The organism is Streptococcus sp. SP8, from assembly GCF_030440045.1.
Lineage (GTDB): Bacteria > Bacillota > Bacilli > Lactobacillales > Streptococcaceae > Streptococcus > Streptococcus parasanguinis_I.
The window spans coordinates 621,247-647,441 of the sequence record NZ_JAQFJL010000001.1 but is presented as its reverse complement, the minus strand read 5'-3'; the positions used below and the strand labels follow the sequence as shown (position 1 = coordinate 647,441).

Here is a 26,195-nt window from a genome sequence, read left to right as displayed (position 1 = left end):
TAGTAGAGCCCACTCAACCACTGCGTCTTACTCGACAATCCAAAAATAATTGAGAGGCTAGGACTTTTGTCCCAGCCTCTTTTAATTATCGCTTGACCATATCAAATCGCAATTTTCTGATTTTTTTTGGTATAATGGTCCCTATGAAAATAGTATCTGGAACCTATGGGGGACGTCCCCTCAAAACACTTGAAGGAAAAACAACCAGGCCGACTTCTGATAAGGTCAGAGGGGCCATGTTCAATATGATTGGTCCTTACTTTGATGGTGGAAGAGTGCTGGATCTCTATGCAGGAAGCGGTGGGCTCTCTATCGAAGCCGTTTCTCGAGGCATGTCAGAGGCCGTTCTAGTGGAAAGAGATCGTAGAGCGCAGGAGATTGTAGCAGCCAATATTGCCATGACCAAGGAAAAGGAACGGTTTCAACTGCTAAAAATGGAGGCCAAGCAAGCCTTAGGGCTTTTAACGGGCACCTTTGATTTGGTGTTCTTAGACCCTCCGTATGCCAAGGAAGAGATTGTCCGCGATATCGAAACCTTGTGCGAGCGCCATCTCTTGTCAGAGGACATCATGATTGTGTGCGAAACCGATAAACATGTAGAACTTCCTGAGGAAATCGGACAAGTGGGAATCTGGAAAGAAAAAATCTATGGAATTAGTAAGGTAACAGTATATGTCAGATAGAAGTGGATTGTTTACAGGATCGTTTGATCCGATTACCATTGGGCATGTGCAATTGATCGAGCGAGCTAGTCGCTTGTTTGACCGTGTCTATGTCGGAATTTTTTATAATTCGGAAAAAGTCGGACTCTTTTCCATTGAGCAGCGCGTGCGCATGGTGAAAGGGGCCCTGGCTCATTTGGAAAATGTTGAAATTGTGACGTCAACTCAAGAGTTGGCTGTGACAGTGGCGCGCAATCTTGGGGTCATCACGTTGATCCGGGGCTTGCGCAATGCACAGGATCTGGTATACGAAGCCAATATGGATTACTTTAATCATCAGTTGGCGCCTGAATTGGAGACGGTTTATCTCTATGCCCAGCCACCTTACCAGGCCATTAGTTCAACGCGTATTCGAGAGTTGCTGGCTTTTCAGCAGGATATCTCACCTTATGTCCCAAATAGTGTAATGGAGGAAATCAAAGATGACACAAGCGAATAAACCAAGCTTGCCTACAAAAAAGAAAAAAGGACGATTGAAAGAATACCGATGGCCGATTGCAGGCGTTCTATTCTTGCTCCTCTTGCTCTCTGCTTTTGTGATTCGCCTTCCCTATTATATTGAGATGCCAGGAACGGCAGAAGATATTCGATCCGTCATGACAGTGGATGGAAAAATGGATACCAAGTCAGGATCCTATGACTTTGTAACCGTAGCAGTGAAAGAAGCGACCCCGGCTGATTTGATCTATGCTTGGGCGACACCTTTTACAGATATCTACTCTGCCAAGGATATGACAGGTGGTAGTTCGAGCCAAGAATTTACGCGGATTAACCAATTCTATATGGAAACCTCGCAAAATATGGCCATCTACCAAGGGCTAAAGACAGCTGGAAAAGAAACCCAGATGGACTTTCTAGGTGTTTATGTCATGCAAGTAGCAGATGACTCGACCTTTAAGGGTATCTTGAACATTGCGGATACCGTCACCGGTGTGAATGGCAAGACCTTTAAGAGTTCCAAAGAATTGATTGATTATGTTGGTTCTCAAAAAATTGGCGATCCTGTTTCAGTGACCTATATTGAGGATGGACAAACCAAGACCGCAGACGGAAAGATCATCAAATTGTCTAACGGGAAAAACGGAATCGGGATTAGCCTGATCGACCGGACTGAAGCCAAAGGCGATGTTCCTGTCCAGTTTGCGACTCAAGGAATTGGTGGACCAAGTGCCGGTATGATGTTTAGCCTAGCCATCTATACCCAAGTGGCTGATCCAGATCTTCGTCAGGGACGCCATATTGCAGGGACAGGAACCATTAACCAAGATGGAACGGTTGGCGATATCGGTGGGATTGACAAGAAAGTCGTCGCAGCCGATAAAGAAGGAGCAGAAATTTTCTTTGCCCCTAATAATCCTGTTTCCAAAGAAGAAAAGAAAGCCAATCCCAAGGCCAAATCAAACTATGAAACAGCGAAAGAAGCAGCGAAACAAATTCATTCGAAGATGAAAATTGTCCCCGTCAAAACCCTTCAAGACGCTATTGATTATTTGAAGAAGAATTAGAAGTATCTTGTTAGATCAGTCTCGTACTTGAAAGTACGAGGTAGAGTTGGCAGATAGGAAGATTCACCTTCTAATCAAATTCAAGTTTTTGCTTATCAATCTCTCTATTTTTAGAGGGATTTTTTCTTTATACTGGTATCAGAAAGAAAGGGAGGTAGTGAAATGATTCAAACCAGTTTGTTTTCCATTTCAGTATTCTTAGCGGGAGTTCTATCCTTTTTCTCCCCATGTATTTTGCCACTGATGCCAGTCTATGTAGGGATTCTATTGGATTCTGAACGTGTGAAAACTGTTCGGATTTTTGGAAGAGATATTTCTTGGTACGGCTTGGTGAAGACTCTTTGTTTTATCGCAGGTCTATCAACTGTTTTCCTGATTCTAGGATACGGTGCAGGGGCCCTTGGCCAGGTGCTTTATGCTCCATGGTTTCGCTATCTGCTAGGAGGGATTGTGATCCTATTAGGGATTCACCAAATGGAAGTGATCAATCTGAGACAACTCCAAAAGCAAAAGACCATCCAACTCAATAAGAATCGGGAGCGCAATGAATTCTTCAATGCTTTTCTGATAGGGGTCACCTTCAGTTTTGGTTGGACCCCTTGTGTAGGACCAGTTCTGAGTTCTGTTCTAGCCATTGCCGCTTCTGGAGGAGATGGTGCTTTGCAAGGCGCTCTCCTGATGCTGGTCTATACATTAGGATTGGCGCTCCCCTTCTTAGTCTTGGCTCTAGCTTCTAGCTGGGTTCTACAACATTTTGCTAAACTCAAGCCCCATATGGGAACCTTGAAAAAAATTGGTGGTGCCCTCATCGTCTTGATGGGCATCTTGCTGATGCTAGGAAATCTTAATAGCCTCGCATCTTTGTTTCACTAATCTTGAATGATTAAAGGAGAAAAATCATGAAAAAAATTCTTGCACTTTCTATTGCTACACTTAGCATCGTCACTTTAGCAGCTTGTTCTGGACAGAAATCAGATTCAGATATGAAAAAAACGGACGATAGTAGTATGATGAAGAAGGACGATATGAAGAAGGACGATATGAAGAAGGATGACATGAAGGATTCATCCATGTCCGATGATAAAATGAAAAAAGAAGACATGAAAGATTCATCTATGATGTCTGACAGCAGTTCTGAAATGAAGGACGATATGAAAAAAGATGAGATGAAATCTAGCGATTCAGAAATGAAAAATGAAAAGAGTGAATCATCTGATATGAAATCAGACAAGGAATGAAAGATGGGAGAGGTCATCTGAGGATGACTTTCTCCTTGTTTAAAGAGGTAATAATGATGAAGAAATTAGCTTTAGTAGCTGCAGGATTCGTATGCGCTGGACTTTTAGGGGCTTGTTCGAGTCAAGGAATGGCTACTTCCAATAAGAACATGAACCAACAAACAGCCAAAGCTGGGGCTAGGCAACCATCTGGCAAGAAAGTGAAGGATTTTAGCCTGCAAGGAGTGGATGGCAAGACCTACCGCTTATCCGATTACAAAGGGAAGAAAGTTTACCTCAAATTTTGGGCTTCCTGGTGCTCTATTTGCCTGTCGACATTAGAGGATACCAATGAGTTGGCAAAAGAAGAGGCAGGTAAGGATTATGTGGTTTTATCCGTTGTAGCTCCAATCTTTAATGGCGAAAAATCAGCAGCAGATTTCAAAAACTGGTACCAGTCTTTGGATTACAAGGATTTCCCAGTCTTGCTAGATAGTAAAGGGGAACTGCTCAAAGAATATGGGATTCGTTCTTATCCATCGGCGCTCTTTATCAATAGTGATGGGACTTTAGCAAAGAGTCATATTGGCTATATGAATAAAGAGGATATCCTCAAGACCCTAGAGAACATGCAGTAAGGAGATAGACAATGGAAACAAAATGGAAAGTGTTTGCTATCCTTCTCATTGGCTTGCTATCGATTGGTTTCTTTTTCTTTAGTAAGGGAGCAAACGGAATGGATCAATCAGAAACAAGCACTGAGATGATTAAAAAAGTATCGATGAGTCAGACTCCAGTAGCCAAAAAGGAAACAAATGAAACGGTTGATCCAAAGGATCATCGTGAAATTTATTTGGCTGGTGGTTGCTTCTGGGGCGTAGAGGAATATTTCTCCCGTGTTCCAGGTGTGATTGATGCCGTATCAGGCTATGCCAATGGAAAGGGAGAAACGACCAAGTATGAATTGGTCCCTCAAACAGACCATGCTGAAACAGTTCACATCACCTACAATGTCAAGAAGGTATCTCTGAAAGAATTGCTCCTGCATTATTTCCGGATTATCGACCCAACGTCGAAGAATCGTCAAGGAAATGATCAAGGAACACAATACCGAACAGGTGTCTATTATGTCTCCCAAGAAGACCTTCCAACCATTAACCAAGTCTTTGAAGAAGAAGCAAAAAAATACGACAAACCGTTAGCAGTGGAAAAAGAGCCACTGACCAATTTCATCAAGGCTGAGGACTACCACCAGGATTATCTAAAGAAACATCCGAATGGGTACTGCCATATCGATGTCAATCAGGCTTCTTATCCTGTTATAGATGCTAGTCGCTATTCTAAGCCAAGCGATGAGGAGATCAAAAAGAAGTTATCTCCTGAAGAGTATGCGGTGACACAAAAAAATGATACCGAACGGGCCTTCTCCAATCGTTACTGGGATCAGTTTGATGCCGGTATTTATGTAGATGTCGTGACTGGTGAGCCGCTCTTTTCCTCTAAGGATAAATTTGATTCTGGTTGTGGTTGGCCGAGTTTCAGTCGACCTATTAGTCCTGATGTGGCCATCTATAAGGAGGATAAGAGTTTCAATATGACTCGGACAGAAGTTCGGAGCCGTGTAGGAAATTCTCATCTGGGCCATGTTTTTACCGATGGTCCCAAGGAAAAAGGCGGCCTTCGCTATTGCATCAATAGTTTGTCTATTACCTTCATTCCCAAAGCAGAAATGAAAGAAAAGGGCTACGGTTATTTAATGGACTACGTCTGAGACATTTGGAACCATAATTTGCTATAATAAGTATAGCAAAGACAAGTAGGTGAAAGACATGTATGCGATCATGATTGTGGAAGATGAAGAGCTTATCCGGCAGGGTCTGACTTCCTTAGTGGATTATGAACAGTTTGGAATGACCGTCATCAACCAGGCTAAAAATGGGCGTGAGGCTTGGGAGAAGTTTCAAGAGCAACCAGCCGATATCCTTCTAACCGATATCAATATGCCACAAATGAATGGCTTGGATCTGGCTCATCTCGTCAAAGAACAATCTCCGTCTTGCCATATCATTTTTTTGACAGGTTATGATGACTTTGAGTTTGCAAGGAAAGCCATCAAGTTAGGTGCAGATGATTATTTGCTGAAGCCTTTTTCAAAAGATGATATTGAAGAGATGTTAGCAAAGGTGAAAGGAAAACTTGATCAAGAGCGTAAGAAAGCGCAAGTCGAAGATTTGGTCAGTCAGGGTTATTCGACAGACTTGGAAGAAGCCATTCATGCTCGTTTAGCAGACTCTCAGTTAACTCTAAAGGATCTGGCCTATCAACTTGGTTTCAGTGCCTCGTATCTAAGTGTATTGATCAAGAAAAAATTGGGACTCCCCTTCCAAGACTACCTCATTCAAGAGCGAATGAAGAAGGCTCAACTCTTGCTTCTCACGACAGATTTAAAAATTTATGAGATCGCCGATCAGGTTGGTTTTGAAGATATGAACTATTTTTCTCAACGCTTTAAGCAGGTTGTTGGGGTGACACCAAGGCAGTACAAAAAAGGAGAGCATGAATGAAACGATATCCCTTGCTGATTCAGCTGGTCCTCTACTTTTTTCTCTTCATTCTCCTACTTTTTGGTCTTATTGGTGGTCTCTATTATCAAACGAGTTCAGGGACGATCCGCCAGCAAACAGAGCGGACGACAAGAAATAGTATCGATCAAAGCAGTCAGTTTATCACTTCCTATCTAAAAAAATTAAAGCAGACGACGACGGTGCTTAGCCAGGAACAGGCTGTTCGACAATTTGCCCAAGATAGGAGTGCGGATCAAGAAACGGTTCAACACCTGATGCGAACGATGATTGAAACGGATCCGGACTTGGTCTCAGCGGTCTTGGTGACCAAGGATGGACGTCTGGTAGCGACAGATTCCAAAATCAGCATGCAGACTTCTTCAGATATGATGAATGAAAGTTGGTATCAAGAGGCGATTAAAGAAAGAGCCATGCCAGTTTTGACGCCAGCTCGAAAGGAATCTTTGACTTCGGAAAAAGAAAAATGGGTGGTTTCTATTACCCAAGAAGTGGTCGATCAGACTGGCCAAAATCTCGGAGTAGTACGCTTGGATATTGGCTACGATAGCCTTCAGGCTTACTTGGATCACCTTCAACTAGGGAGACAAGGCTTTAGTTTTATCATTAATCAAAAGCATGAGTTTGTCTACCATCCTAAAAAGGCGGTCTATTCCTCCAGCCAAGAAATGCAGGCCATGCAGCCCTATATTGCTGTGACAGATGGCTATGCTAAAGGAGGACAGAATTTTATCTATCAGGTTCCGATTCCAGATAGCGATTGGACCTTGATTGGAGTGGCTTCACTTGAAGGACTTCAGATGCTGCAGTCGCAACTCCTGTACTCTTTCATTGGTCTAGGATTACTAGCTTTGATCATGTGTTTGATAGGGATCGGCTTTGTTCTGCGTTTGTGGATCAAACCCTTACAAGACCTTCAGACTATCATTTTGAGGATTGGAGCAGGAGATGCTCACGTGAGGGCTGCAGCCAAAGGATCTCCAGAATTGGTGGCCCTCGCTCAAGCGTTTAATGCCATGTTGGACCAAATCGATAACCTCATGCAACAGGTTAAGGAAGAGGAGCAGAACGCACGGCGGTACGAGTTGCGGGCACTTTCGGCTCAGATTAATCCGCATTTCCTCTACAATACCTTGGATACGATTGTCTGGATGGCGGAGTTTAATGATAGTCGGCGCGTGGTCGACATCACTAAGTCTCTGGCTCAATATTTTCGACTGGCTCTTAACCAAGGCCAGGAACAAATCCTACTGAGAGATGAAATCGACCATGTCCGCCAGTATCTTTTCATTCAAAAACAACGTTATGGTGAAAAGCTCAACTATGAAATTCTAGAAGATGAACGGTTGGGCGACTATCAGCTTCCGAAATTAGTGCTTCAGCCCTTAGTGGAAAATGCGATTTACCATGGCATTAAAGAGATCGATCGGCCAGGTCTCATTCGAGTGACAACTGAAGTCAGTGGAGACTACGCCTGCGTATCGATTTTTGACAATGGACGAGGGTTTGACCGATCAGGATCAACAGCCCAAACCCTTCTTCGTTTAGGAGGTGTTGGCTTGAAAAATGTGGACCAACGATTGCATCTTCAATTTGGCGAAGCCTATCATATGGAGATTGATTCTAAGGCAAATAGCTATACCAAAATTACTCTTTTTTTGCCACTTGCATCCGGCAATGAATATTCATAGAGGCTGGGACAAAAGTTCTAGCCTCTCAATTATTTTTGGATTGTCGAGCAAGACGCAGTGGTTGAGTGGGCTCTACTACGTTGATTTCATCAGCTTTTACAGCCCTACTCAACTGTGCGGAGGTGGGACGACGAAATCGAATTGTAACGAGTTACCGATTTCTATCCCACTCTCTTTTTGCTCTCAAAGGAATTTCGACTCTTTTCTAGTCAAATCTGACGCAAGTCATCAAATTTATGATAAAATAAAGTGTTACAGTAAATAGATTTTGATGAAGGAACACTATGCGAAAAGAGATTGACCCTGAATTATATAATTACAATAAATTTCCTGGACCTGTGTTTCGTCAGGTAGGAGACCAGATCCTTTCAGAAAACCTCTCCTTTGAGTTGTTAAAAAATGAAAAAGAAGCATTTGATGCGACTGTTTTTGGTCAGAGATTTTCTGAGATTTTAACCAAGTTTGATTACATTGTTGGTGATTGGAGCAATGAGCAGTTGCGCTTGCGTGGCTTTTATAAGGAAGAGCGCGATGTTGCAACGATGGATAAATTAAGTCGCTTAGACGATTATTTGTTAGAATATTGTAGCTATGGTTGTGCTTATTTTGTCCTTGAAAATAAGGAGCCCCATCGTGCTTCTTTTGATAAGAAATCACCGGTCAAAAAAGCTCAATCAGAAGAAAGAGAGCCGAAGAAGCGTTCGCGCAATCGCAAACAAAAAGATCGTTTCCAAAAACGAGAACGCGACAAGGGACAGTCAGCCAATAACTCGAAAAAAACAAGACCGTCTGCTGAGACCAAAAAAACAACGAAGACAGACAACAAACGTCATTTTGTGATTCGACAAAAAGAGGAGTAAGAAAGAATGAAACCATCCATTTATAGTTTAACACGCCAGGATATGATTGATTGGGCGGAAGAAAACGGCGAAAAGAAATTCCGTGCAGCACAAATCTGGGAATGGCTCTATCGCAAACGCGTCCAGTCCTTCGAAGAAATGACCAATCTATCCAAAGATTTGATTGCGAAGTTGAATGATCAGTTTGTCGTCAACCCACTCAAGCAACGGATCGTGCAAGAGTCAGCAGATGGAACGGTTAAGTATCTTTTTGAATTGCCAGACGGCATGTTGATTGAAACCGTCTTGATGCGTCAGCACTATGGCTTGTCAGTCTGTGTCACCACTCAGGTCGGATGCAATATCGGTTGTACCTTCTGTGCTTCTGGTTTGATCAAAAAACAACGCGATTTGAACAATGGTGAAATCGTGTCTCAAATCATGTTGGTCCAAAAATACTTTGACGAACGTGGCCAAGATGAACGAGTCAGCCATATCGTTGTCATGGGGATCGGAGAACCATTTGACAACTATAACAATGTCTTGAAATTTATCCGGACGGTCAACGATGACAAGGGATTAGCGATTGGTGCTCGCCATATTACCGTGTCAACTTCTGGTTTGGCTCATAAAATTCGTGATTTTGCAAATGAAGGTGTGCAGGTCAATTTAGCAGTGTCTCTTCATGCTCCAAACAATGACTTGCGCTCTAGCATCATGAAGATCAACCGGGCCTTTCCAATTGAAAAATTGTTTGCGGCGATTGAATACTATATTGAGACTACGAACCGTCGGGTGACCTTTGAGTACATCATGTTGAATGAAGTCAATGATGGAGTCGAGCAAGCCTTAGAGTTGGCAGAATTGCTCAAGAATATCAAGAAATTGTCTTATGTTAACTTGATTCCTTACAATCCTGTCAGTGAGCATGACCAATACAGCCGTAGTCCAAAAGAACGGGTCATGGCCTTCTATGATACCTTGAAAAAACAAGGTGTTAACTGTGTAGTGCGTCAAGAGCACGGTACAGATATTGACGCTGCCTGTGGCCAATTGCGTTCAAATACCATGAAACGGGATCGGGAGAAAGCGATTGTTGAACATGCGCAACCTTAAACAAGGGCTGATCGATCATACAGAACTAACAAAAAGAGGAAGAAGGCTGTTACGGAGTGGCAGCTTCTTCTATTTTATCCTCTTGTGTCTGATGTGTTTTTTGCCCCAACAGCCAGAGCCAGGTATGGAAACACCGGGTATTCAACATTTCGGTCGCATCGTCGTCCTGCTGGTTCCTCTTAATTCGGTGATGAATCTTGGCCAGATCACCAGTGCCCTCCAACTCATTAAGGTTATTCTCCAAAACGTAGCCAATATCTTTTTGTTAAGTCCGCTGGTCTTTCAACTCCTCTGGCTATGGCCCTGGTTGAGGAGTCGAAAACGGGTCTTGTGCTTCGGCTTTGCGATGAGCTTGTGGATTGAATGCAGCCAAGTTCTGTTAGACCTCTTGTATGATGCTAATCGTGTCTTTGAGCTAGATGATTTGTGGACCAATACCTTAGGCGCTTATCTAGCTTATCTAGGCTTTCAGTATTTCAGAGTACGATTGCTAGCAAAAAATGGGGAAATGTAAAATCCGAACATTTCAGCCGTTTTTTAAAATTTTTGTTGACAAAGTCAGAAGCGGGAGCTATAATAGCTTCAAGACATCAGAAAAGTAGAGATTTTTCTCACTTCCAGGGAGCTTGTGGTGATTGCGAACAAGCAGTGGTGAATCTTGAAATGGGCTGATGCGTTTATGATGATGAATTTGAAACAATAAAAATTCGGTGAGCACACCTTATCGTGCACCCTGTTGTTAGACAGGTCAGAGATGTAGGAGAAAAAATAGCCTCCTACAATTGAGGTGGCACCGCGGTATCGAATCGTCCTCACACAGATTTTTCTGTGTGAGGTTTTTTGTATCTCAAAGGAACCCAGTGAGACTGCAGCTCAAAGGACCCGCGAGAGAAAAAGATCATAAACAGGATTGAAGATATAGAAAAGAGGACACAATCATGACAGAAACAAAAGGCTATTTCGGACAATTTGGTGGATCTTTCGTACCTGAACCGATTCAAAACTTGCTCAATCAATTAGAGGAAACCTTTGAACAGTATAAAAATGATCCAGAATTTATCGCAGAATACAAACATTATTTGAAAGATTATTCTGGTCGGGAAACACCGCTCTACTTTGCGGAAAGTTTGACAGAGCATTTAGGTGGGGCAAAAATTTATTTGAAGCGCGAAGACTTGAATCACCTAGGTTCGCATAAATTGAATAACGTTTTGGGGCAAATCCTCTTGGCTAAACGCATGGGCAAAACGCGCGTGATTGCTGAAACAGGAGCCGGTCAACACGGTGTAGCTACAGCAGCTGCGGCAGCTAAGTTCGGTATGGCCTGTGATGTCTACATGGGGGCAGAAGATGTGGAACGCCAACGCTTGAATGTCTTCCGCATGGAAATGATGGGGGCAACCGTTCATGCGGTTGAAACCGGGACTAAGACCTTGAAAGACGCCGTTGATGCTGCCTTTGGAGCATGGATGGCGGATCTAGATGCCTTTTACGTTTTGGGTTCTGCTGTTGGCCCTCACCCATACCCAACTATTGTGCATGAATTCCAAAAAGTGATCAGTGAAGAATCTAAACGTCAAATCTTGGAAAAAGAAGGTCGTTTGCCGGACTATGTGATTGCCTGTGTCGGTGGTGGCTCCAATGCCATCGGTGCCTTTTCTGAATATGTCGCAGAAGAGGAAGTCGGCTTGATTGGGGTAGAAGCAGCTGGACATGGCTTGGACACCGATCAACACGCAGCGACCATGACCAAAGGGACTATCGGTGTGGTTGATGGTATGAGGACCTATGCAGTCTTTGGCGAAGATGGAAAAGTAGCGCCAGTGTACTCGATCTCTGCTGGTTTGGACTACCCAGGGGTTGGTCCAGAGCATGCTTTCTTTAAAGATTCTGGTCGTGTCGAATATGTGGCTGCAACAGATGATGAAGCAGTAGAAGCTCTTCTTCTCCTCAGTAAGACAGAAGGGATCCTCCCAGCTATTGAAAGCTCACACGCGATTGCAGAAGCGGTTAAGCGTGCTCCACAATTGGATAAAGACAAGATCATCATCATCAATGTTTCCGGACGTGGGGATAAGGATGTGGCTGCCATCGCCGATTATCTAGAAGCGAAAGCTGCAAAATAAAAAGAATTTATCTGCAAAACATCGTATAAAGCAGTAAAGCGTGATAACTGAGAAAGAGACAGGGAACAAAGGGAATCCGGTCTCTTTCTTTTTTGAGAGCAAAGACGAGAATGCCTAAGATGGATGCGATCTGAATGAGAATGAGGATCTGGGTAGAAGAAAAGCTTAGCGAAAAGGTAGCTAGTAAGAGAAAATCTCCTGCTCCCATTCCGATAAAGAAAAAGTGAGCTCCGATCGCAAGGAGTAAAAAGACCAGCATGAGGAGATTACTACCGGATAAAAAGAGGACCAGGGCATGGAGACAGCACCAGATGACCAAGGGGTATTCCATAAAGCGAAGGTCATAAATGGCTAAAACGGCAGCTCCCAGTAGTGTTAGAAGCTGAGGCAGAGAAAGGAAACCATTGGCGCAGGCTAAAAAGAGTAGGCCACTCCAGATCTCAAAAAGGCAGTACCAAAATGGATAGGTCTGATGACAATAGCGACAGCGAAAACGATGGAGTAGTTGCGAGATAATGGGGATGAGATCCCAAACTCCAAGGACGTGCTGACATTGATCACAATGACTACGAGGAGCGAGAATGGATTGGTTTGGGAAACGATCGACAACTAGCCCCAAAAAAGAGGCGATGCAAGTACCGATGGTAAAAAAAGAAAAGTTGATCATACTTATTTATTCGTAAAGAAATCGAAAAATGTCATCATTTGCTTGAAAATCTTGTAAAGCCTTTCTAAATTTGATACAATAATGAACATGAAAAACCTGTATGATGTTCAACAATTTTTAAAACGTTTTGGAATCATCATTTACGTGGGGAAGCGCCTCTATGACATCGAATTGATGAAAATTGAGCTTCAACGTCTTTATGATGCAGGCCTAATGGAGCGGCTCGATTATTTAGAAGCCGATACCGTTTTAAGAAGAGAACACAAGCAAGAATTAGAATTTTTGAAAAAGAGTGAGGTAGAGTGATGGGAAATATCATTGTTTGGTTGGCTATTTTAGGAGCATTTGGATGGATGGCGTTTAATTATTTCCGCATCCGTAAAGCTGCTAAATTTGTGGATAATGCCACTTTTGAAGAGCTGATTCGTAAAGGGCAGTTGATTGACTTGCGAGAGCCAGCTGAGTTTCATGCCAAGCATATTTTAGGAGCACGCAACATTCCTTCTACTCAGTTGAAGTTGAGTCTTGCAGCCTTGCGTAAAGATAAACCAATTTTGCTCTATGAAAATAGCCGTAGTTCGCGTGTAACCAATGCGGCTCTCTATCTTAAGAAACAGGGCTATACAGACATTTATGTCTTGTCTTATGGTCTTGATTCTTGGAATGGGAAAGTGAAAAAAGACGCCTAATAAAAAAGAGCTCTAACTGCACCAAATGTGTGGTTAGAGCTTTTTTATCTCGTTTTTTCAAGGAAGTCTTTGACCCATGTGAGTTCTACCTCATTTAAAGGTCGGCTTTCGCCAGGTGCTAACTGAGGATCCAAGGTGAAGGGGCCAAAAGACAAGCGTTTTAAGGTCATTACTTTGACTCCAATAGCCAAAAACATCTTTTTCACTTGGTGGTATTTTCCTTCTGAGATCCGGACTTGGGCCTTGCTGTAGCTGGGGCGGCTTTCTAGAATGGTCAAGGAGGCAGGCTTGCAGATAGGACCGTCTGTGAATGAAATCCCATTCTGAAATTGCTCGATGTGGGCTGCATAGAGCGGACCATTGACTTCTACCTCATAGACTTTCTCCACATGGTATTGAGGATGGAGCAGTTGAAAGCCTAAGGGACCATTATCTGTGAGGAGGAGCAGACCACTGGTATCGCGATCGAGGCGACCAAGTGGATAGAGGTCTGGGTACTCTTGCTGGGGGTCCACTAACTCGATCACCGTTGGATGGTGGGCGTCTCTTTTGGCAGTCACGGCCCCAATTGGTTTATGGAGCATGTAGTAGTGGTGACGCGGTTCTTGAATGATTCGTTCCCCGATTTGAATCTGTTGGAGTCCAGGGTCGATGTTTTGGGATAGCTTTTGAGCTGGTAGGTGATCGACCAAGATTTGCCTTCGGGCCAGAAGTTGTTTGATGTCTTTGCGAGCGTACTGATGGTCTGCCATCAATTGATCTAATCTCATGAGAGCCTCTTTTTCTGAAATTCTTATCATCAGTGTATCATGAAAAGAAAAGGAAATCGAGTCCGAGAAAAGAAATGAAGATGAAAACATTTACAACTAGCTGAACTGTGTTTTTTAGATAGGACTGTGGTATAATTGTTCAGTTAGAAATATTATTTAAAATTTTATAGAGGAAATCATGACAAAATTAAGAGAAGATATTCGTAACGTTGCGATCATTGCCCACGTTGACCATGGTAAAACAACCTTGGTAGACGAATTGTTGAAACAATCGCACACCTTGGATGAACGTAAAGAATTGCAAGAACGTGCAATGGACTCAAACGATCTTGAAAAAGAACGTGGGATCACGATCCTTGCTAAAAATACAGCCGTTGCTTATAACGGAACTCGAATCAATATCATGGACACACCAGGACACGCGGACTTCGGTGGAGAAGTGGAACGGATCATGAAAATGGTTGATGGGGTTGTATTGGTCGTCGATGCCTACGAAGGAACCATGCCTCAGACGCGTTTCGTATTGAAAAAAGCCTTGGAACAAGACCTTGTTCCAATCGTTGTTGTCAACAAAATCGACAAACCATCTGCTCGTCCAGAAGAAGTTGTAGATGAAGTTCTTGAACTCTTCATCGAATTGGGTGCGGATGATGACCAATTGGAATTCCCAGTTGTTTATGCATCAGCGATCAACGGAACATCTTCACTTTCAGATGATCCAGCTGATCAAGAGCACACAATGGCACCGATCTTTGATACCATCATTGATCACATCCCAGCTCCAGTTGATAACTCAGATGAGCCTCTTCAATTCCAAGTATCCCTGCTTGATTACAACGACTTCGTTGGACGTATCGGTATCGGACGTGTCTTCCGTGGTACTGTAAAAGTTGGGGACCAAGTAACCCTTTCTAAATTGGATGGAACGACTAAGAACTTCCGTGTTACCAAACTCTTTGGTTTCTTTGGTTTGGAACGTCGTGAAATTCAAGAAGCTAAAGCGGGTGACTTGATCGCTATCTCTGGTATGGAAGATATCTTCGTTGGAGAAACGATCACACCGACAGACGCAGTTGAAGCTCTTCCAATCCTTCACATCGATGAACCAACCCTTCAAATGACCTTCTTGGTCAACAACTCACCATTTGCTGGTCGCGAAGGAAAATGGGTAACCTCTCGTAAAGTTGAAGAACGCTTGCAAGCGGAATTACAAACAGACGTCTCTCTTCGTGTTGACCCAACTGATTCACCTGATAAATGGACCGTTTCAGGACGTGGGGAATTGCACTTGTCTATCTTGATCGAAACCATGCGTCGTGAAGGATACGAATTGCAAGTATCTCGTCCAGAAGTTATCATCAAAGAAATTGATGGTGTCAAATGCGAACCGTTTGAACGCGTACAAATCGATACACCAGAAGAATACCAAGGAGCTGTTATCCAAAGTCTTTCTGAACGTAAAGGTGAAATGTTGGATATGATCTCAACTGGTAACGGTCAAACTCGTTTGGTCTTCCTTGTTCCAGCGCGTGGTTTGATTGGATACTCAACAGAGTTCTTGTCAATGACACGTGGTTACGGAATCATGAACCACACCTTTGACCAATACTTGCCAGTGATTCCAGGAGAAATCGGTGGACGTCACCGTGGTGCTCTTGTTTCAATCGATAACGGAAAAGCAACCACTTACTCTATCATGTCTATCGAAGAACGTGGTACGATCTTTGTCAATCCAGGTACAGAAGTTTACGAAGGAATGATCATCGGGGAAAACTCTCGTGAGAACGACTTGACCGTAAACATTACGAAAGCCAAACAAATGACCAACGTTCGTTCAGCTACTAAGGACCAAACAGCGGTTATCAAGACTCCTCGTATCTTGACCTTGGAAGAATCTCTTGAGTTCTTGAACGACGATGAGTACATGGAAGTAACACCTGAATCTATCCGTTTGCGTAAACAGATCTTGAACAAAGCAGAACGCGAAAAAGCAAATAAAAAGAAAAAATCAGCAGCTGCTGAATAATACGAAAAGAAAGGAGAAACAAAATGGTCTATTTTATCTTAGGGATTTTGATTCTCCTTTTTTACCTTTTTATGACCCCAAAGAGTATTCGTGGTACCTTAAACAGTGTCACAATGGTGGTCTTGATCGTCTCTTTTATCGTCCTTGCTTGTCTAGCCATTTTTCAGATATTCCAACTACCGTCCGAGTTTTTTGTCGGTGCCTTTCTGGCCTTTGTTGGCTACATGGCTTTGGTAGATATTTCCAAAATGACGACCAAACAGAAAAAATAAACGGTGACGTGATTTTTAAAGCCCTTTGGGCTTTTTAATTTTGCTAAAAAAAGGTAAAATAGAGAGTGATAAAAATGGAGCGAAGAAATCATGAAATTTGTGAAACAATTTGAAAATAAAAAGGTTCTTGTATTAGGTTTGGCTAAGTCAGGCGAGTCAGCTGCCCGTTTGTTGGATCGCTTAGGAGCGATTGTGACCGTCAATGATGGCAAACCTTTTGAAGAAAATCCAGCAGCACAAAGTTTACTGGAAGAAGGGATTAAAGTTGTGACAGGAGGTCACCCTCTGGAACTGTTGGATGAAGACTTTGCAGTCATGGTCAAAAATCCAGGAATCCCTTATTCCAATCCAATGGTTGAAAAAGCGCTTGAAAAAGGCATTCCCATCCTCACTGAAGTGGAATTGGCCTATCTGATTTCGGATGCGCCAATTATTGGGATTACAGGATCAAACGGAAAAACGACGACAACAACCATGATCGGAGAAGTCTTGACGGCTGCCGGCCAAGGTGGTCTATTGTCTGGGAATATCGGTTTTCCAGCTAGTCAAGTTGCACAAACAGCAACAGAAAAGGATGTTCTGGTCATGGAATTGTCTTCTTTCCAATTGATGGGAATTGATGCATTCCATCCAGAGATTGCAGTGATTACCAACCTCATGCCAACTCATATCGACTATCATGGTTCTTTTGAAAATTATGTAGCTGCCAAATGGAATCTTCAAAAGAATATGACAGAAAAAGATGTCATTGTCTTGAACTTCAACCAAGACCTGGCCAAGGAACTCGCTACAAAAACCAAGGCAAGGGTCCTTCCATTTTCAACGGTTGAAAAAGTGGATGGGGCTTATTTGGAAGATGGACTTCTCAAGTTTAAGGGAGAAGCTGTCATGCGTGCAGATGAACTGGGCGTTCCAGGTAGTCACAATGTAGAGAATGCCTTGGCAACGATTGCTGTTGCAAAAGTCCGTGGTGTGGAGAATGAGGTCATTAAAGAAACCTTGTCAGCCTTTGGAGGAGTGAAACACCGTCTTCAATATGTGGATGAAATTCAAGGTGTCAAATTCTACAATGATAGCAAATCGACTAATATTCTAGCAACACAAAAAGCTCTTTCTGGTTTTGATAACAGCAAGGTGATCTTGATTGCAGGGGGGCTCGATCGTGGCAATGAATTTGATGAATTGGTGCCTCACATTACTGGCTTAAAGGAAATGGTAATTCTAGGGGAATCAGCTCCTCGAGTGAAACGTGCAGCCGATAAAGCAGGCGTCCCTTATGTCGATGCGACAGATGTGGCAGATGCTACAAAGAAAGCCTTCGACTTGGCTAGCCCTGGAGATGTTGTGCTCTTAAGTCCTGCCAATGCCAGCTGGGATATGTATCCGAATTTTGAAGTGCGTGGGGATGAATTCCTTGCTACAGTAAAAGGGTTGAAATAAGATGAAAAAAATAATGTTTACTGGTGGGGGAACCGTGGGACATGTGACCCTTAATCTCCTCTTGATTCCAAAATTTATCGAAGATGGATGGGAAGTTCATTATATTGGGGACAAAAAAGGAATCGAATACCAAGAGATCAAAAAGTCTGGATTAGAGGTACGATTCCATTCGATTGCAACAGGGAAATTGCGCCGCTATTTCTCTTTCCAAAATATGATGGATGTGTTCAAGGTGGCTTGGGGGACGCTCCAGTCCATTGCAATCCTGCTTCGTGTGCGCCCACAAGTTCTCTTCTCAAAAGGAGGATTTGTTTCTGTGCCACCAGTGATCGCAGCCCGACTCACGCGTGTTCCTGTCTATATCCATGAGTCCGATCTTTCTATGGGATTGGCCAATAAAATTGCTTATAAATTTGCTACCAAGATGTACACGACTTTTGAGCAAGCACATGGTTTGACAAAGAGTGAGCATATCGGTGCGGTAACCAAGGTCACAGATCATATACCGCCAACTTCAGAAGTTTTAGAAGAAAAAACAAAAGGTTTCCGAAAAGACTTGCCGACCCTTCTCTTTGTCGGAGGATCAGCCGGTGCGCGTGTCTTTAATGAATTTGTGACAGAGCACAAAGCAGAGCTCTTGCAGCACTACAATATCATCAATTTGACGGGTGATTCAACATTGAATCAGGCTGAGGGTGGCTTGTATCGAGTGGATTATGTAACCGATCAGTATTTACCAATGCTCCAAAAGGCTGATTTAGTGGTGACTAGGGGTGGAGCCAATACCTTATTTGAGCTCTTAGCTATGAACAAACTCCATTTGATTGTACCGCTAGGAAAAGAAGCCAGCCGTGGCGATCAGATTGAAAATGCCCAATATTTTGTGGATAAAGGTTATGCAGAGCAATTGCAGGAAGATCAATTGACGCTCGAAACCTTCAATGAAACCATTCAAGAAATGTTGAAGCAAAGCCAAGTCTACCACCAAGCAATGGAAAAATCGACAGAACTCCTTTCACTAGACGATTTTTATGGCCTGCTTCAAAAAGATATCAGTAAGGGAAAAGATGACGGACGACAATAAAAAAACGCCAACGGATGACAAAATTACAGAATTGTCAGCCTGGCAAAAAAGAAACAAAGAATATTTAGAAAAAAAAGCGCTTGAAAAAGCGGAAGAAGCTGAGACAGAGGAAACTGAAAGCGAAGAAGCAAAAGAAGACGAAGACCTTTCAGAAAAAGAAACAGCTTCTGTCTCAGAGGAAGAATCTGAAGAAATAGAAGAGTCTGAAGAGGAAGATGAATCTGAGGCCAAAGAGGATCCAGATGCGGATGGAGAAAGTTCAGAAGGAGAAGAAGTTGATCCGGCTAAAGAGGAGCTAGATCCTTCAGAGAAACAAGAGAAAAAGCCTTCATTTTTTAAAGGCTTGAAGACGAAAAAACCAAAGAAGGAACCGACAGTGGCAAAACGCCATATCTATCGTGCCCTTCCGGTAATCGGAATCAGCTCGATTGTCGCCCTTCTCTCAATCTATTTTTTAAGTCCCTTGTCCACACAGAAAGTGATTGAATTTTCAGGGAACAAGGCGGTTGATCAGCAACTCTTGTATGAAAAAAGTCGCATCAAAGAAGAAGATTATACTCTGACGACCTTCCTTCATAAATCGGTCTATGAACAAAATATGAAAACGGCTAGTCCGTGGATCAAAGAAGTGCACATGCATTATCAATTCCCAGTGACCTTTAAAGTCAATATCGTGGAACACAAAGTGGTTGCCTATTATGTGACGGGAGAAGACCACTATCCAGTATTGGAAAATGGAGAAGTAGTGGAGACAGTAACTCCAGCTTCGGAATTGCCGTCCTCCTATATTAGCTTAAAATTCTCAGATCGAGAATTAGTTAGACAATTTGTCCAAGAAATGAAGTCTATTTCTTCTTCCATTACGGATAAAATTGTTTCGGTAGATCTGACTCCGAGCAAGGTCACCAAGGATCTGGTGACCATCACTATGAAAAACGATAATAAAATCTTGGTGCCTGTTTCCCAAATTACCCGCAAGCTTCCTTATTATAAGGCGATCAGTAAGCAATTAGACGATGATTCCACCATTGATATGGAGGCTGGAGTATTCAGCTATAGTGAACAATCCATTGCAGCTGCCAAAGAGCAAGCTGAAAAAGGAAAGGCTGAAAGTACAGAAAAGCAAGAAGAACATTCTGAGGAAGCAAGCCAAGAACAGAATCCAGAACAGAATCCAGAAGGAGAGAATTCTTCTGGGAATGAGTAAAGCCCATAAATTATCTCAAATAATTGAAGAAAAAATGTCCATTTTAGGCTTCTTTGTGATATAATGAAGTTTGGATAGTTCCAACTAAAAGGGCTATAAATAGATGTAAAGTGAAAACAAATAAAGAGAGAGGACTGGTGTAATGGCTAGAGACGGCTTTTTTACAGGTTTAGATATCGGTACTAGTTCAATAAAAGTATTGGTGGCAGAACATGTCAATGGAGAAATGAATGTAATTGGAGTCAGCAATGCAAAAAGTGCTGGCGTCAAAGATGGAATTATAGTAGATATCGAAGCTGCTTCAAATGCAATTAAAAATGCAATCAGCCAAGCTGAAGAAAAAGCAGGGATTTCAATCAATCTAGTCAATGTTGGGTTGCCTGCAAACTTACTACAAATCGAAGCAACTCAAGGAATGATTCCAGTCACAAGTGATTCGAAAGAAATCACAGATGCAGATGTTGAAAATGTTGTCAAATCTGCACTCACAAAAAGTATGACACCGGATCGTGAAGTAATCACCTTCATTCCTGAAGAATTCACAGTAGATGGTTTCCAAGGAATCCGCGATCCACGCGGAATGATGGGGATCCGACTTGAAATGCGTGGCCTTCTTTATACAGGACCTCGTACAATCTTGCACAATTTGCGTAAAACCGTTGAACGTGCAGGCTTACAAGTTGAAAACATCATCATTTCACCGCTTGCGATGATCAAAACAGTCTTGAATGAAGGCGAACGTGAATTCGGAGCAACGGTGATCGATATGGGTGGTGGCCAAACAACGGTGGCATCTGTTCGTAGCCAAGAACTTCAATTTACAAATATCTACCAAGAAGGTGGCGATTATGTTACCAAAGATATTTCTAAAGTATTGAAAACTTCTCAAAAATTGGCAGAAGGCTTGAAGTTCAACTATGGTGAGGCCTATGTGCCATCTGCTGGAAACGAAGTCTTCTATGTAGAAGTCATCGGTGAAGTAGAGCCAGTTGAAGTGACTGAGAAGTATTTAGCTGAAATCATTTCAGCACGTATCAAACACATCTTTGAGCAAATCAAACAAGACCTTGAGAGAAGACATTTGTTGGATCTTCCTGGTGGTATTGTGATTATCGGTGGAGGGGCGATCCTTCCTGGTGTTGAAGAATTGGCTCAAGAAGTCTTTGGTGTAAATGTGAAATTGTTTGTTCCAAATCAAATTGGAATTCGCAATCCAGCTTTTGCCCATGTAATTAGCTTGTCTGAATATGCAGGCAATTTGACAGATGTGGATATTATTGCTCAGGCTGCGGTTCATGGAGACGAAGTCTTGCGTCAACAACCGATTCAATTTGATCGTCCAGTTCAACCACAAGTACAACCACAACCTGCTGCTCCAGCACAACCGGTAGTACCTGCATACAATGCTGAGAAGATTGAATCTCCAGTGGATGCTCAAGAAATTCCAGCAGCAAGCAATGATAGCAAACAAGAACCAAAAACTACATTCACAGACCGAATGAAAAATTTGATCGGTAATATGTTTGATTAAGGAGTGTAAGTATTTATGACATTTTCATTTGACACAGCAGCGGCACAAGGTGCAGTAATTAAAGTAATCGGTGTCGGTGGCGGTGGCGGTAACGCCATCAATCGTATGATTGACGAAGGCGTTGCCGGTGTAGAATTCATCGCAGCTAATACAGATGTTCAAGCACTTTCAAGTGCAAAAGCTGAAACAGTTATCCAATTGGGTCCAAAATTGACTCGTGGATTGGGTGCTGGAGGTCAACCTGAAGTTGGTCGTAAGGCAGCTGAAGAAAGCGAAGAAGTGTTAACAGAAGCTTTGCAAGGTGCAGACATGGTCTTCATCACTGCAGGGATGGGTGGAGGATCTGGTACAGGTGCTGCACCAGTCATCGCTCGTATTGCCAAAGCTGTAGGTGCTTTGACAGTAGCGGTTGTCACTCGTCCATTCGGGTTTGAGGGGTCAAAACGTGGTAACTTCGCTATTGATGGGATCAACGAACTTCGCGAACATGTAGATACATTGTTGATTATTTCTAATAACAACTTGCTTGAAATTGTAGACAAGAAGACACCGCTTCTTGAAGCTTTGAGTGAAGCAGATAACGTTCTTCGTCAAGGTGTTCAAGGGATCACTGACTTGATCACAAGTCCTGGATTGATCAACCTTGACTTTGCAGACGTGAAGACTGTTATGGAAAACAAAGGAAATGCCCTCATGGGTATTGGTGTTGGTAGCGGTGAAGAACGCGTTATCGAAGCGGCTCGTAAAGCCATTTACTCTCCACTTCTTGAAACTACAATTGATGGTGCAGAAGACGTGATCGTCAACGTAACAGGTGGTTTGGATATGACATTGATCGAAGCTGAAGAAGCTTCAGAAATTGTGAACCAAGCTGCAGGTCACGGAGTGAACATCTGGTTGGGTACATCTATTGATGAATCTCTTAAAGATGAAATCCGCGTGACGGTTGTTGCAACTGGTGTCCGTCAAGACAAGGTAGAACGCGTTAGCGGAATTGCTTCCTCACAACGTCCTTATAAAACAGGACCACGTGAACAACGCCCACAAGCTGCACCATTTGACCGTGAATTTGATTTGAAACAAGATGTTGAATTGCCAACAACTCCAAGTCGTCCAGCGGTAGAACCAAACCGTGGCTCAGCCTTTGGTGATTGGGATATTCGTCGTGAGAATATCGTTCGCCAAACTGAACCAACATCAACACATCAAGTTGATCGTTACGTAGATTCATCTTCAGATGATGATGAATTGGAAACACCACCATTCTTCCGGAATCGTTAATCATGAATCTGGTAGAGAATGCTGATCTTGTTCGGCAACAAGTAGAAACAGCAAGAAACAAAGCTAACCGTCAAGATCAAGTTAATGTGATAGCTGTCACCAAGTATGTGGATGTTGCTACAACAGAAGCACTGGTGAAAACAGGTATCCAACATATCGGTGAAAATCGTGTTGATAAATTCCTAGAAAAGTATCAAGCTCTAAAAGAGTATGATCTCACTTGGCACTTGATTGGGAGCCTCCAACGGCGGAAAGTAAAAGACGTGATCAATCTCGTCGATTACTTTCATGCCTTGGATTCGGTGAAGCTGGCTCAAGAAATTCAAAAGCGAGCAGAACACCCGATCAAGTGTTTCCTCCAAGTGAACATTTCTGGAGAAGAAAGTAAGCATGGATTTGCACCCGATGAACTGGGTGATTTTTTAGCGGAAATCGCACAGCTGGACAAAATTGAAATTGTTGGTTTAATGACGATGGCTCCTTTTGAGGCTAGTCAAGAAGAGTTGCAGGATATTTTTTCAAAAACTCACCAACTTCAGAAACAACTAGAAAAGAAACAATTAAAAAATATGCCTTTTTCAGAACTAAGTATGGGTATGAGTCGTGACTTTGAAGTAGCCATTGCGAACGGAGCGACTTATGTTAGAATTGGGACATCATTTTTTAAATAGGAAAGAACTATGTCATTAAAAGATAAATTTAACAACTTTATTGACTACTTCACAGAAGACGGTGAAGAAGTAGAAGTTCGCGAGGCAAAAGCAGCTGGGGCGGAAACACAACCAGTTCCACAGCCACAGCCGACTCCTCAAGTGACTTCTCCACGTCCACAGATTAGTCAAAGAGAACCAGTAAAACCAAAACCGACTCCTGTCGCACCTGTTACGACTCCAGTGTCTACAGCGGCAGTGAAGGAACCTGTTTCAACAACGAAAAATACATCTGAAAATATTACTCGTTTGCATGAACGTCAACGTGAATTGGCTGCTAATCGTGCGAATACAGATGAAAAGATTACCATTGATGTACGCTATCCCCGCAAATACGAGGAAGCGACTGAAATTGTTGATCTATTACTATCTAATGAGAGTATCTTGATTGACTTCCAATATATGACAGAAGTACAAGCACGTCGTTGTTTAGATTATTTGGATGGGGCTCGTTATGTTTTAGCAGGAAATCTTCGTCGTGTTGCAAGTACCATGTACTTGTTGACTCCAATTAATGTAGTTGTTAACATTGAAGATATCCGCCTTCCAAATGATGTGGAAGTGACAGAATTTGACTATGATATGAAACGTAATCGTTAAGATGGTTATCTTTCAATACTTATCAAATATCATTCAAATCTATTCCATCATTCTTGTCATCTATGCCTTACTATCTTGGTTCCCTGGGGCACCTCAGAGTACTCTTGGACAAATGGTTCACCGCCTAGTTGAACCATTTTTGAGCCTTTTTAGAAAGTTACCATTACAGTTTGGGGGCTTGGATTTTACGGTTCTTGTAGCACTTTTGGTCTTGAACTTGATGAATCAGTTATTAGCCCGCTTGTTCCTACTTTTGATTGGGTAGAAAACGATGGGACAGACAGAGATTTACCAACATTTCAATCGCGAAGATCACGAATTCATTGATCGTTGTATTGAATTGTCTGAAAGAGTGGTGGAACGCTATTCTGTTGAGGTGACGGGCTTTTTAAACCCTCATCAGGTCACTATTTTACGAAATGTCGCGGCAAGCTACCAATTACAGGTCTTTGCTTCCAGCGATGAGCAGAAAATGGAGTATGCCAAGGTTATTGTTGCTCCAGATTATTACCAATTAGATCCAAGTGACTTTGATCTGGCCCTATTGGAAATGGTCTATGCTTCAAAATTTCATCACTTGACCCATTCCCAGGTACTGGGGACCATTGTTCACCAATTAGGTGTGGAACGCAAGTCCTTTGGAGATATTCTAACGAGTGATGAAAAGATCCAAGTATTTGTTGAACAGCGTTTTGTTCCCTATTTCATGGATCACATCCAGAAAATTTCTCGGGTACCTGTTAAGCTGAGGGAAGTTCCTCTCTCTGAACAAATGATCGTAGAGGAAGAAAGCCAGCAGCGAGATATTCTCGTGTCGAGTTATCGGTTAGATAAGGTGATTGCTGGGACCTTCAAGCTTTCACGCTCACAAGCTAGTCAGTTGATTAGTTCTGGTTTAGTGAAAGTTAACTATGCTACTACTTCCAATGTTAGCTATGCTGTAGGTCTGAATGATTTAGTCAGTGTCCGACGCTTTGGGCGTCTTAAAATTGTTTCTGAAAATGGTATTTCAAAGAGTGGAAAATATAAAATAACTGTTGAAGTACTCTTAAGTAAAAAATGAGGAGGAGTTATGGCTCTTACTGCTTTAGAAATTAAAGATAAAACTTTTGGCGTTAAATTTAGAGGGTATGATGCGAACGAAGTAGAAGAATTTCTAGATATCGTTGTTCGCGATTATGAAGATCTTGTTCGTTTAAATCATGATCAAGAAGCAAAAATTCAAGCTCTTGAAGAACGCTTAAACTATTTTGATGAAATGAAAGATTCATTGAGTCAATCTGTTTTGATTGCACAAGATACTGCGGAACGTGTCAAACAAGCCGCTAACGAACGTTCTGAAAATATTGTTCGTCAAGCTGAACAAGATGCACAGCACTTAGTAGATGAAGCAAAACAAAAAGCAAATGAAATCCTTCGTCATGCAACGGATAATGCCAAGAAGGTTGCCGTTGAAACAGAGGAATTGAAGAACAAGACACGCGTCTTCCATCAACGTTTGAAATCAACCATCGAAAGCCAATTGAGCATTATCGATACACCTGAATGGGATGAAATTCTTCGTCCAACAGCTATGTACATTCAAACAAGTGATGAAGCTTTCCGTGAAATTGTGGAGAAAGCTTTGGGTGAATCAGTTCACCATCATCATGCAGAAGATGATAACATTGATTTGACTCGTCAATTCTCTCCAGCTGAAATCGAAGAATTGCAAAAACGCATCGAAGCTGCTAATTTAGAATTGGGTGCAACACAAGCGTTTGAAGGTTTGAATGAAAAAGTTCAATCCGCTTTAGAAGAAGCAGAGCACGCTCGTCATGAAAATGAGGAAGTCGTTGAGGTTGAAGAAACTGTTCAACCAGAAGATGATGCAAATCGTGAATCTGTCAATATTTTATAATTTTGTAAAAACAGGTCCATTAATGATAGGTCTAGCGAGCAGATGATGGTGGAAGATCTGCACTCCCTCTTAATGGATGATCCTTTTACAGTATTCGTTCTGAACCCTTGAGTAAGAACGGACGTTTCCCTCGTTACGGGATGAGAGGAGAAAGTCGTTTGCGACTTCTCGAACAAAGGTGGTACCACGAGCAATCGTCCTTTTTAGGATGCTCGTGTTT

General features: G+C 42.5%; 29 protein-coding genes and 1 other annotated feature. Of the genes, 27 read left to right on the top strand and 2 right to left on the bottom strand.

The window, feature by feature from the left end; genetic code table 11:
* Positions 1-143: 143 nt before the first annotated feature.
* From rsmD to trpB, 13 genes are all read left to right on the top strand, one after another.
* Positions 144-683: a 16S rRNA (guanine(966)-N(2))-methyltransferase RsmD gene (gene rsmD, locus PCY11_RS03280; RefSeq protein ID WP_021152746.1), complete on the top strand. Its 540-nt coding sequence runs from the start codon at positions 144-146 to the stop codon at positions 681-683.
* Positions 673-1,161: a pantetheine-phosphate adenylyltransferase gene (gene coaD / locus PCY11_RS03275; RefSeq protein WP_070845298.1), complete on the top strand. Its 489-nt coding sequence runs from the start codon at positions 673-675 to the stop codon at positions 1,159-1,161. Before rsmD ends, coaD begins: the two co-directional genes overlap by 11 nt.
* Entirely contained in the window at positions 1,145-2,227 is a 1,083-nt protein-coding gene (locus PCY11_RS03270) for a SepM family pheromone-processing serine protease (protein WP_049472972.1), read from the top strand. The genes coaD and PCY11_RS03270 overlap by 17 nt, the downstream gene beginning before the upstream one ends.
* A gap of 162 nt (positions 2,228-2,389) precedes the next feature.
* Entirely contained in the window at positions 2,390-3,100 is a 711-nt protein-coding gene (gene ccdA2 / locus PCY11_RS03265) for a thiol-disulfide oxidoreductase-associated membrane protein CcdA2 (protein WP_023917418.1), read from the top strand.
* A gap of 26 nt (positions 3,101-3,126) precedes the next feature.
* The gene (locus PCY11_RS03260; protein ID WP_023917420.1) at positions 3,127-3,465 is read left to right on the top strand and encodes a hypothetical protein; all 339 of its coding nucleotides are present in this window, start codon (positions 3,127-3,129) and stop codon (positions 3,463-3,465) included.
* 56 nt (positions 3,466-3,521) lie between these two features.
* A complete protein-coding gene (locus PCY11_RS03255) occupies positions 3,522-4,082 on the top strand; it encodes a TlpA disulfide reductase family protein (protein WP_301362480.1) in 561 nt (186 codons plus the stop codon).
* A gap of 11 nt (positions 4,083-4,093) precedes the next feature.
* Positions 4,094-5,215, top strand: a complete 1,122-nt coding sequence (gene msrB / locus PCY11_RS03250) for a peptide-methionine (R)-S-oxide reductase MsrB (RefSeq protein ID WP_070845300.1) — start codon at positions 4,094-4,096, stop codon at positions 5,213-5,215.
* 58 nt (positions 5,216-5,273) lie between these two features.
* The gene (locus PCY11_RS03245) at positions 5,274-6,008 is read left to right on the top strand and encodes a response regulator transcription factor (protein WP_024054871.1); all 735 of its coding nucleotides are present in this window, start codon (positions 5,274-5,276) and stop codon (positions 6,006-6,008) included.
* The gene (locus PCY11_RS03240) at positions 6,005-7,717 is read left to right on the top strand and encodes a sensor histidine kinase (protein WP_045759155.1); all 1,713 of its coding nucleotides are present in this window, start codon (positions 6,005-6,007) and stop codon (positions 7,715-7,717) included. Before PCY11_RS03245 ends, PCY11_RS03240 begins: the two co-directional genes overlap by 4 nt.
* A 284-nt stretch (positions 7,718-8,001) precedes the next feature.
* On the top strand, positions 8,002-8,577 hold the full coding sequence (locus tag PCY11_RS03235) for a YutD-like domain-containing protein (RefSeq protein ID WP_049474406.1): 576 nt from the start codon (positions 8,002-8,004) through the stop codon (positions 8,575-8,577).
* A gap of 6 nt (positions 8,578-8,583) precedes the next feature.
* A complete protein-coding gene (gene rlmN, locus PCY11_RS03230) occupies positions 8,584-9,672 on the top strand; it encodes a 23S rRNA (adenine(2503)-C(2))-methyltransferase RlmN (RefSeq protein ID WP_003005918.1) in 1,089 nt (362 codons plus the stop codon).
* Positions 9,659-10,186 (top strand): VanZ family protein, encoded by a 528-nt coding sequence (locus tag PCY11_RS03225; protein WP_042760081.1) that lies wholly within the window; start codon positions 9,659-9,661, stop codon positions 10,184-10,186. The genes rlmN and PCY11_RS03225 overlap by 14 nt, the downstream gene beginning before the upstream one ends.
* A 67-nt stretch (positions 10,187-10,253) precedes the next feature.
* Positions 10,254-10,489 (top strand) — a binding site (T-box leader).
* A 121-nt stretch (positions 10,490-10,610) separates the two neighbouring features.
* Complete coding sequence (gene trpB / locus PCY11_RS03220; protein ID WP_301362467.1) at positions 10,611-11,798, top strand: tryptophan synthase subunit beta; 1,188 nt, start codon at positions 10,611-10,613, stop codon at positions 11,796-11,798.
* A gap of 7 nt (positions 11,799-11,805) precedes the next feature.
* Here the strand turns inward: trpB and PCY11_RS03215 are convergent, their stop codons facing one another.
* Complete coding sequence (locus PCY11_RS03215) at positions 11,806-12,465, bottom strand: A24 family peptidase (RefSeq protein ID WP_301362466.1); 660 nt, start codon at positions 12,463-12,465, stop codon at positions 11,806-11,808.
* 87 nt (positions 12,466-12,552) lie between these two features.
* Between PCY11_RS03215 and PCY11_RS03210 the strand changes: the two genes are divergently transcribed.
* Positions 12,553-12,771, top strand: coding sequence for a YqgQ family protein (locus PCY11_RS03210; protein WP_003017930.1), 219 nt, complete (start codon positions 12,553-12,555; stop codon positions 12,769-12,771).
* A complete protein-coding gene (locus PCY11_RS03205; RefSeq protein WP_024055336.1) occupies positions 12,771-13,154 on the top strand; it encodes a rhodanese-like domain-containing protein in 384 nt (127 codons plus the stop codon). The genes PCY11_RS03210 and PCY11_RS03205 overlap by 1 nt, the downstream gene beginning before the upstream one ends.
* 44 nt (positions 13,155-13,198) lie before the next feature.
* On the opposite strand, the gene PCY11_RS03200 is transcribed toward PCY11_RS03205, so the two are convergent.
* A complete protein-coding gene (locus tag PCY11_RS03200; RefSeq protein ID WP_024055335.1) occupies positions 13,199-13,924 on the bottom strand; it encodes a 16S rRNA pseudouridine(516) synthase in 726 nt (241 codons plus the stop codon).
* 178 nt (positions 13,925-14,102) lie between these two features.
* Here PCY11_RS03200 and typA point away from each other — a divergent pair, with 178 nt between their 5' ends.
* From typA to PCY11_RS03140, 12 genes are all read left to right on the top strand, one after another.
* Positions 14,103-15,950 (top strand): translational GTPase TypA, encoded by a 1,848-nt coding sequence (gene typA, locus PCY11_RS03195; protein WP_061591336.1) that lies wholly within the window; start codon positions 14,103-14,105, stop codon positions 15,948-15,950.
* A gap of 23 nt (positions 15,951-15,973) precedes the next feature.
* Positions 15,974-16,222 (top strand): DUF3165 family protein, encoded by a 249-nt coding sequence (locus PCY11_RS03190; protein WP_024055332.1) that lies wholly within the window; start codon positions 15,974-15,976, stop codon positions 16,220-16,222.
* Between the two features lie 90 nt (positions 16,223-16,312).
* Positions 16,313-17,662, top strand: a complete 1,350-nt coding sequence (gene murD / locus PCY11_RS03185; protein WP_024055331.1) for a UDP-N-acetylmuramoyl-L-alanine--D-glutamate ligase — start codon at positions 16,313-16,315, stop codon at positions 17,660-17,662.
* Between the two features lies 1 nt (position 17,663).
* Positions 17,664-18,746 carry a UDP-N-acetylglucosamine--N-acetylmuramyl-(pentapeptide) pyrophosphoryl-undecaprenol N-acetylglucosamine transferase gene (locus tag PCY11_RS03180; RefSeq protein ID WP_042759943.1) on the top strand — a complete coding sequence of 361 codons (1,083 nt, stop codon included), beginning with the start codon at positions 17,664-17,666 and terminating at the stop codon, positions 18,744-18,746.
* Positions 18,730-19,953, top strand: coding sequence for a cell division protein FtsQ/DivIB (locus PCY11_RS03175; RefSeq protein ID WP_061591335.1), 1,224 nt, complete (start codon positions 18,730-18,732; stop codon positions 19,951-19,953). The genes PCY11_RS03180 and PCY11_RS03175 overlap by 17 nt, the downstream gene beginning before the upstream one ends.
* Before the next feature lie 142 nt (positions 19,954-20,095).
* Positions 20,096-21,484 carry a cell division protein FtsA gene (gene ftsA / locus PCY11_RS03170; protein ID WP_301362465.1) on the top strand — a complete coding sequence of 463 codons (1,389 nt, stop codon included), beginning with the start codon at positions 20,096-20,098 and terminating at the stop codon, positions 21,482-21,484.
* Positions 21,485-21,499: 15 nt separating this feature from the next.
* The gene (ftsZ, locus tag PCY11_RS03165; RefSeq protein ID WP_045759167.1) at positions 21,500-22,765 is read left to right on the top strand and encodes a cell division protein FtsZ; all 1,266 of its coding nucleotides are present in this window, start codon (positions 21,500-21,502) and stop codon (positions 22,763-22,765) included.
* A gap of 2 nt (positions 22,766-22,767) precedes the next feature.
* The gene (locus PCY11_RS03160; protein WP_070673759.1) at positions 22,768-23,436 is read left to right on the top strand and encodes a YggS family pyridoxal phosphate-dependent enzyme; all 669 of its coding nucleotides are present in this window, start codon (positions 22,768-22,770) and stop codon (positions 23,434-23,436) included.
* A gap of 9 nt (positions 23,437-23,445) precedes the next feature.
* Positions 23,446-24,075, top strand: coding sequence for a cell division protein SepF (locus PCY11_RS03155; protein WP_003005962.1), 630 nt, complete (start codon positions 23,446-23,448; stop codon positions 24,073-24,075).
* Position 24,076: 1 nt separating this feature from the next.
* Positions 24,077-24,340 carry a YggT family protein gene (locus tag PCY11_RS03150; RefSeq protein ID WP_003011858.1) on the top strand — a complete coding sequence of 88 codons (264 nt, stop codon included), beginning with the start codon at positions 24,077-24,079 and terminating at the stop codon, positions 24,338-24,340.
* Between the two features lie 6 nt (positions 24,341-24,346).
* Positions 24,347-25,138 carry an RNA-binding protein gene (locus PCY11_RS03145; protein WP_070673760.1) on the top strand — a complete coding sequence of 264 codons (792 nt, stop codon included), beginning with the start codon at positions 24,347-24,349 and terminating at the stop codon, positions 25,136-25,138.
* Between the two features lie 9 nt (positions 25,139-25,147).
* Positions 25,148-25,975: a DivIVA domain-containing protein gene (locus tag PCY11_RS03140; RefSeq protein WP_021152770.1), complete on the top strand. Its 828-nt coding sequence runs from the start codon at positions 25,148-25,150 to the stop codon at positions 25,973-25,975.
* Positions 25,976-26,195: the final 220 nt, after the last annotated feature.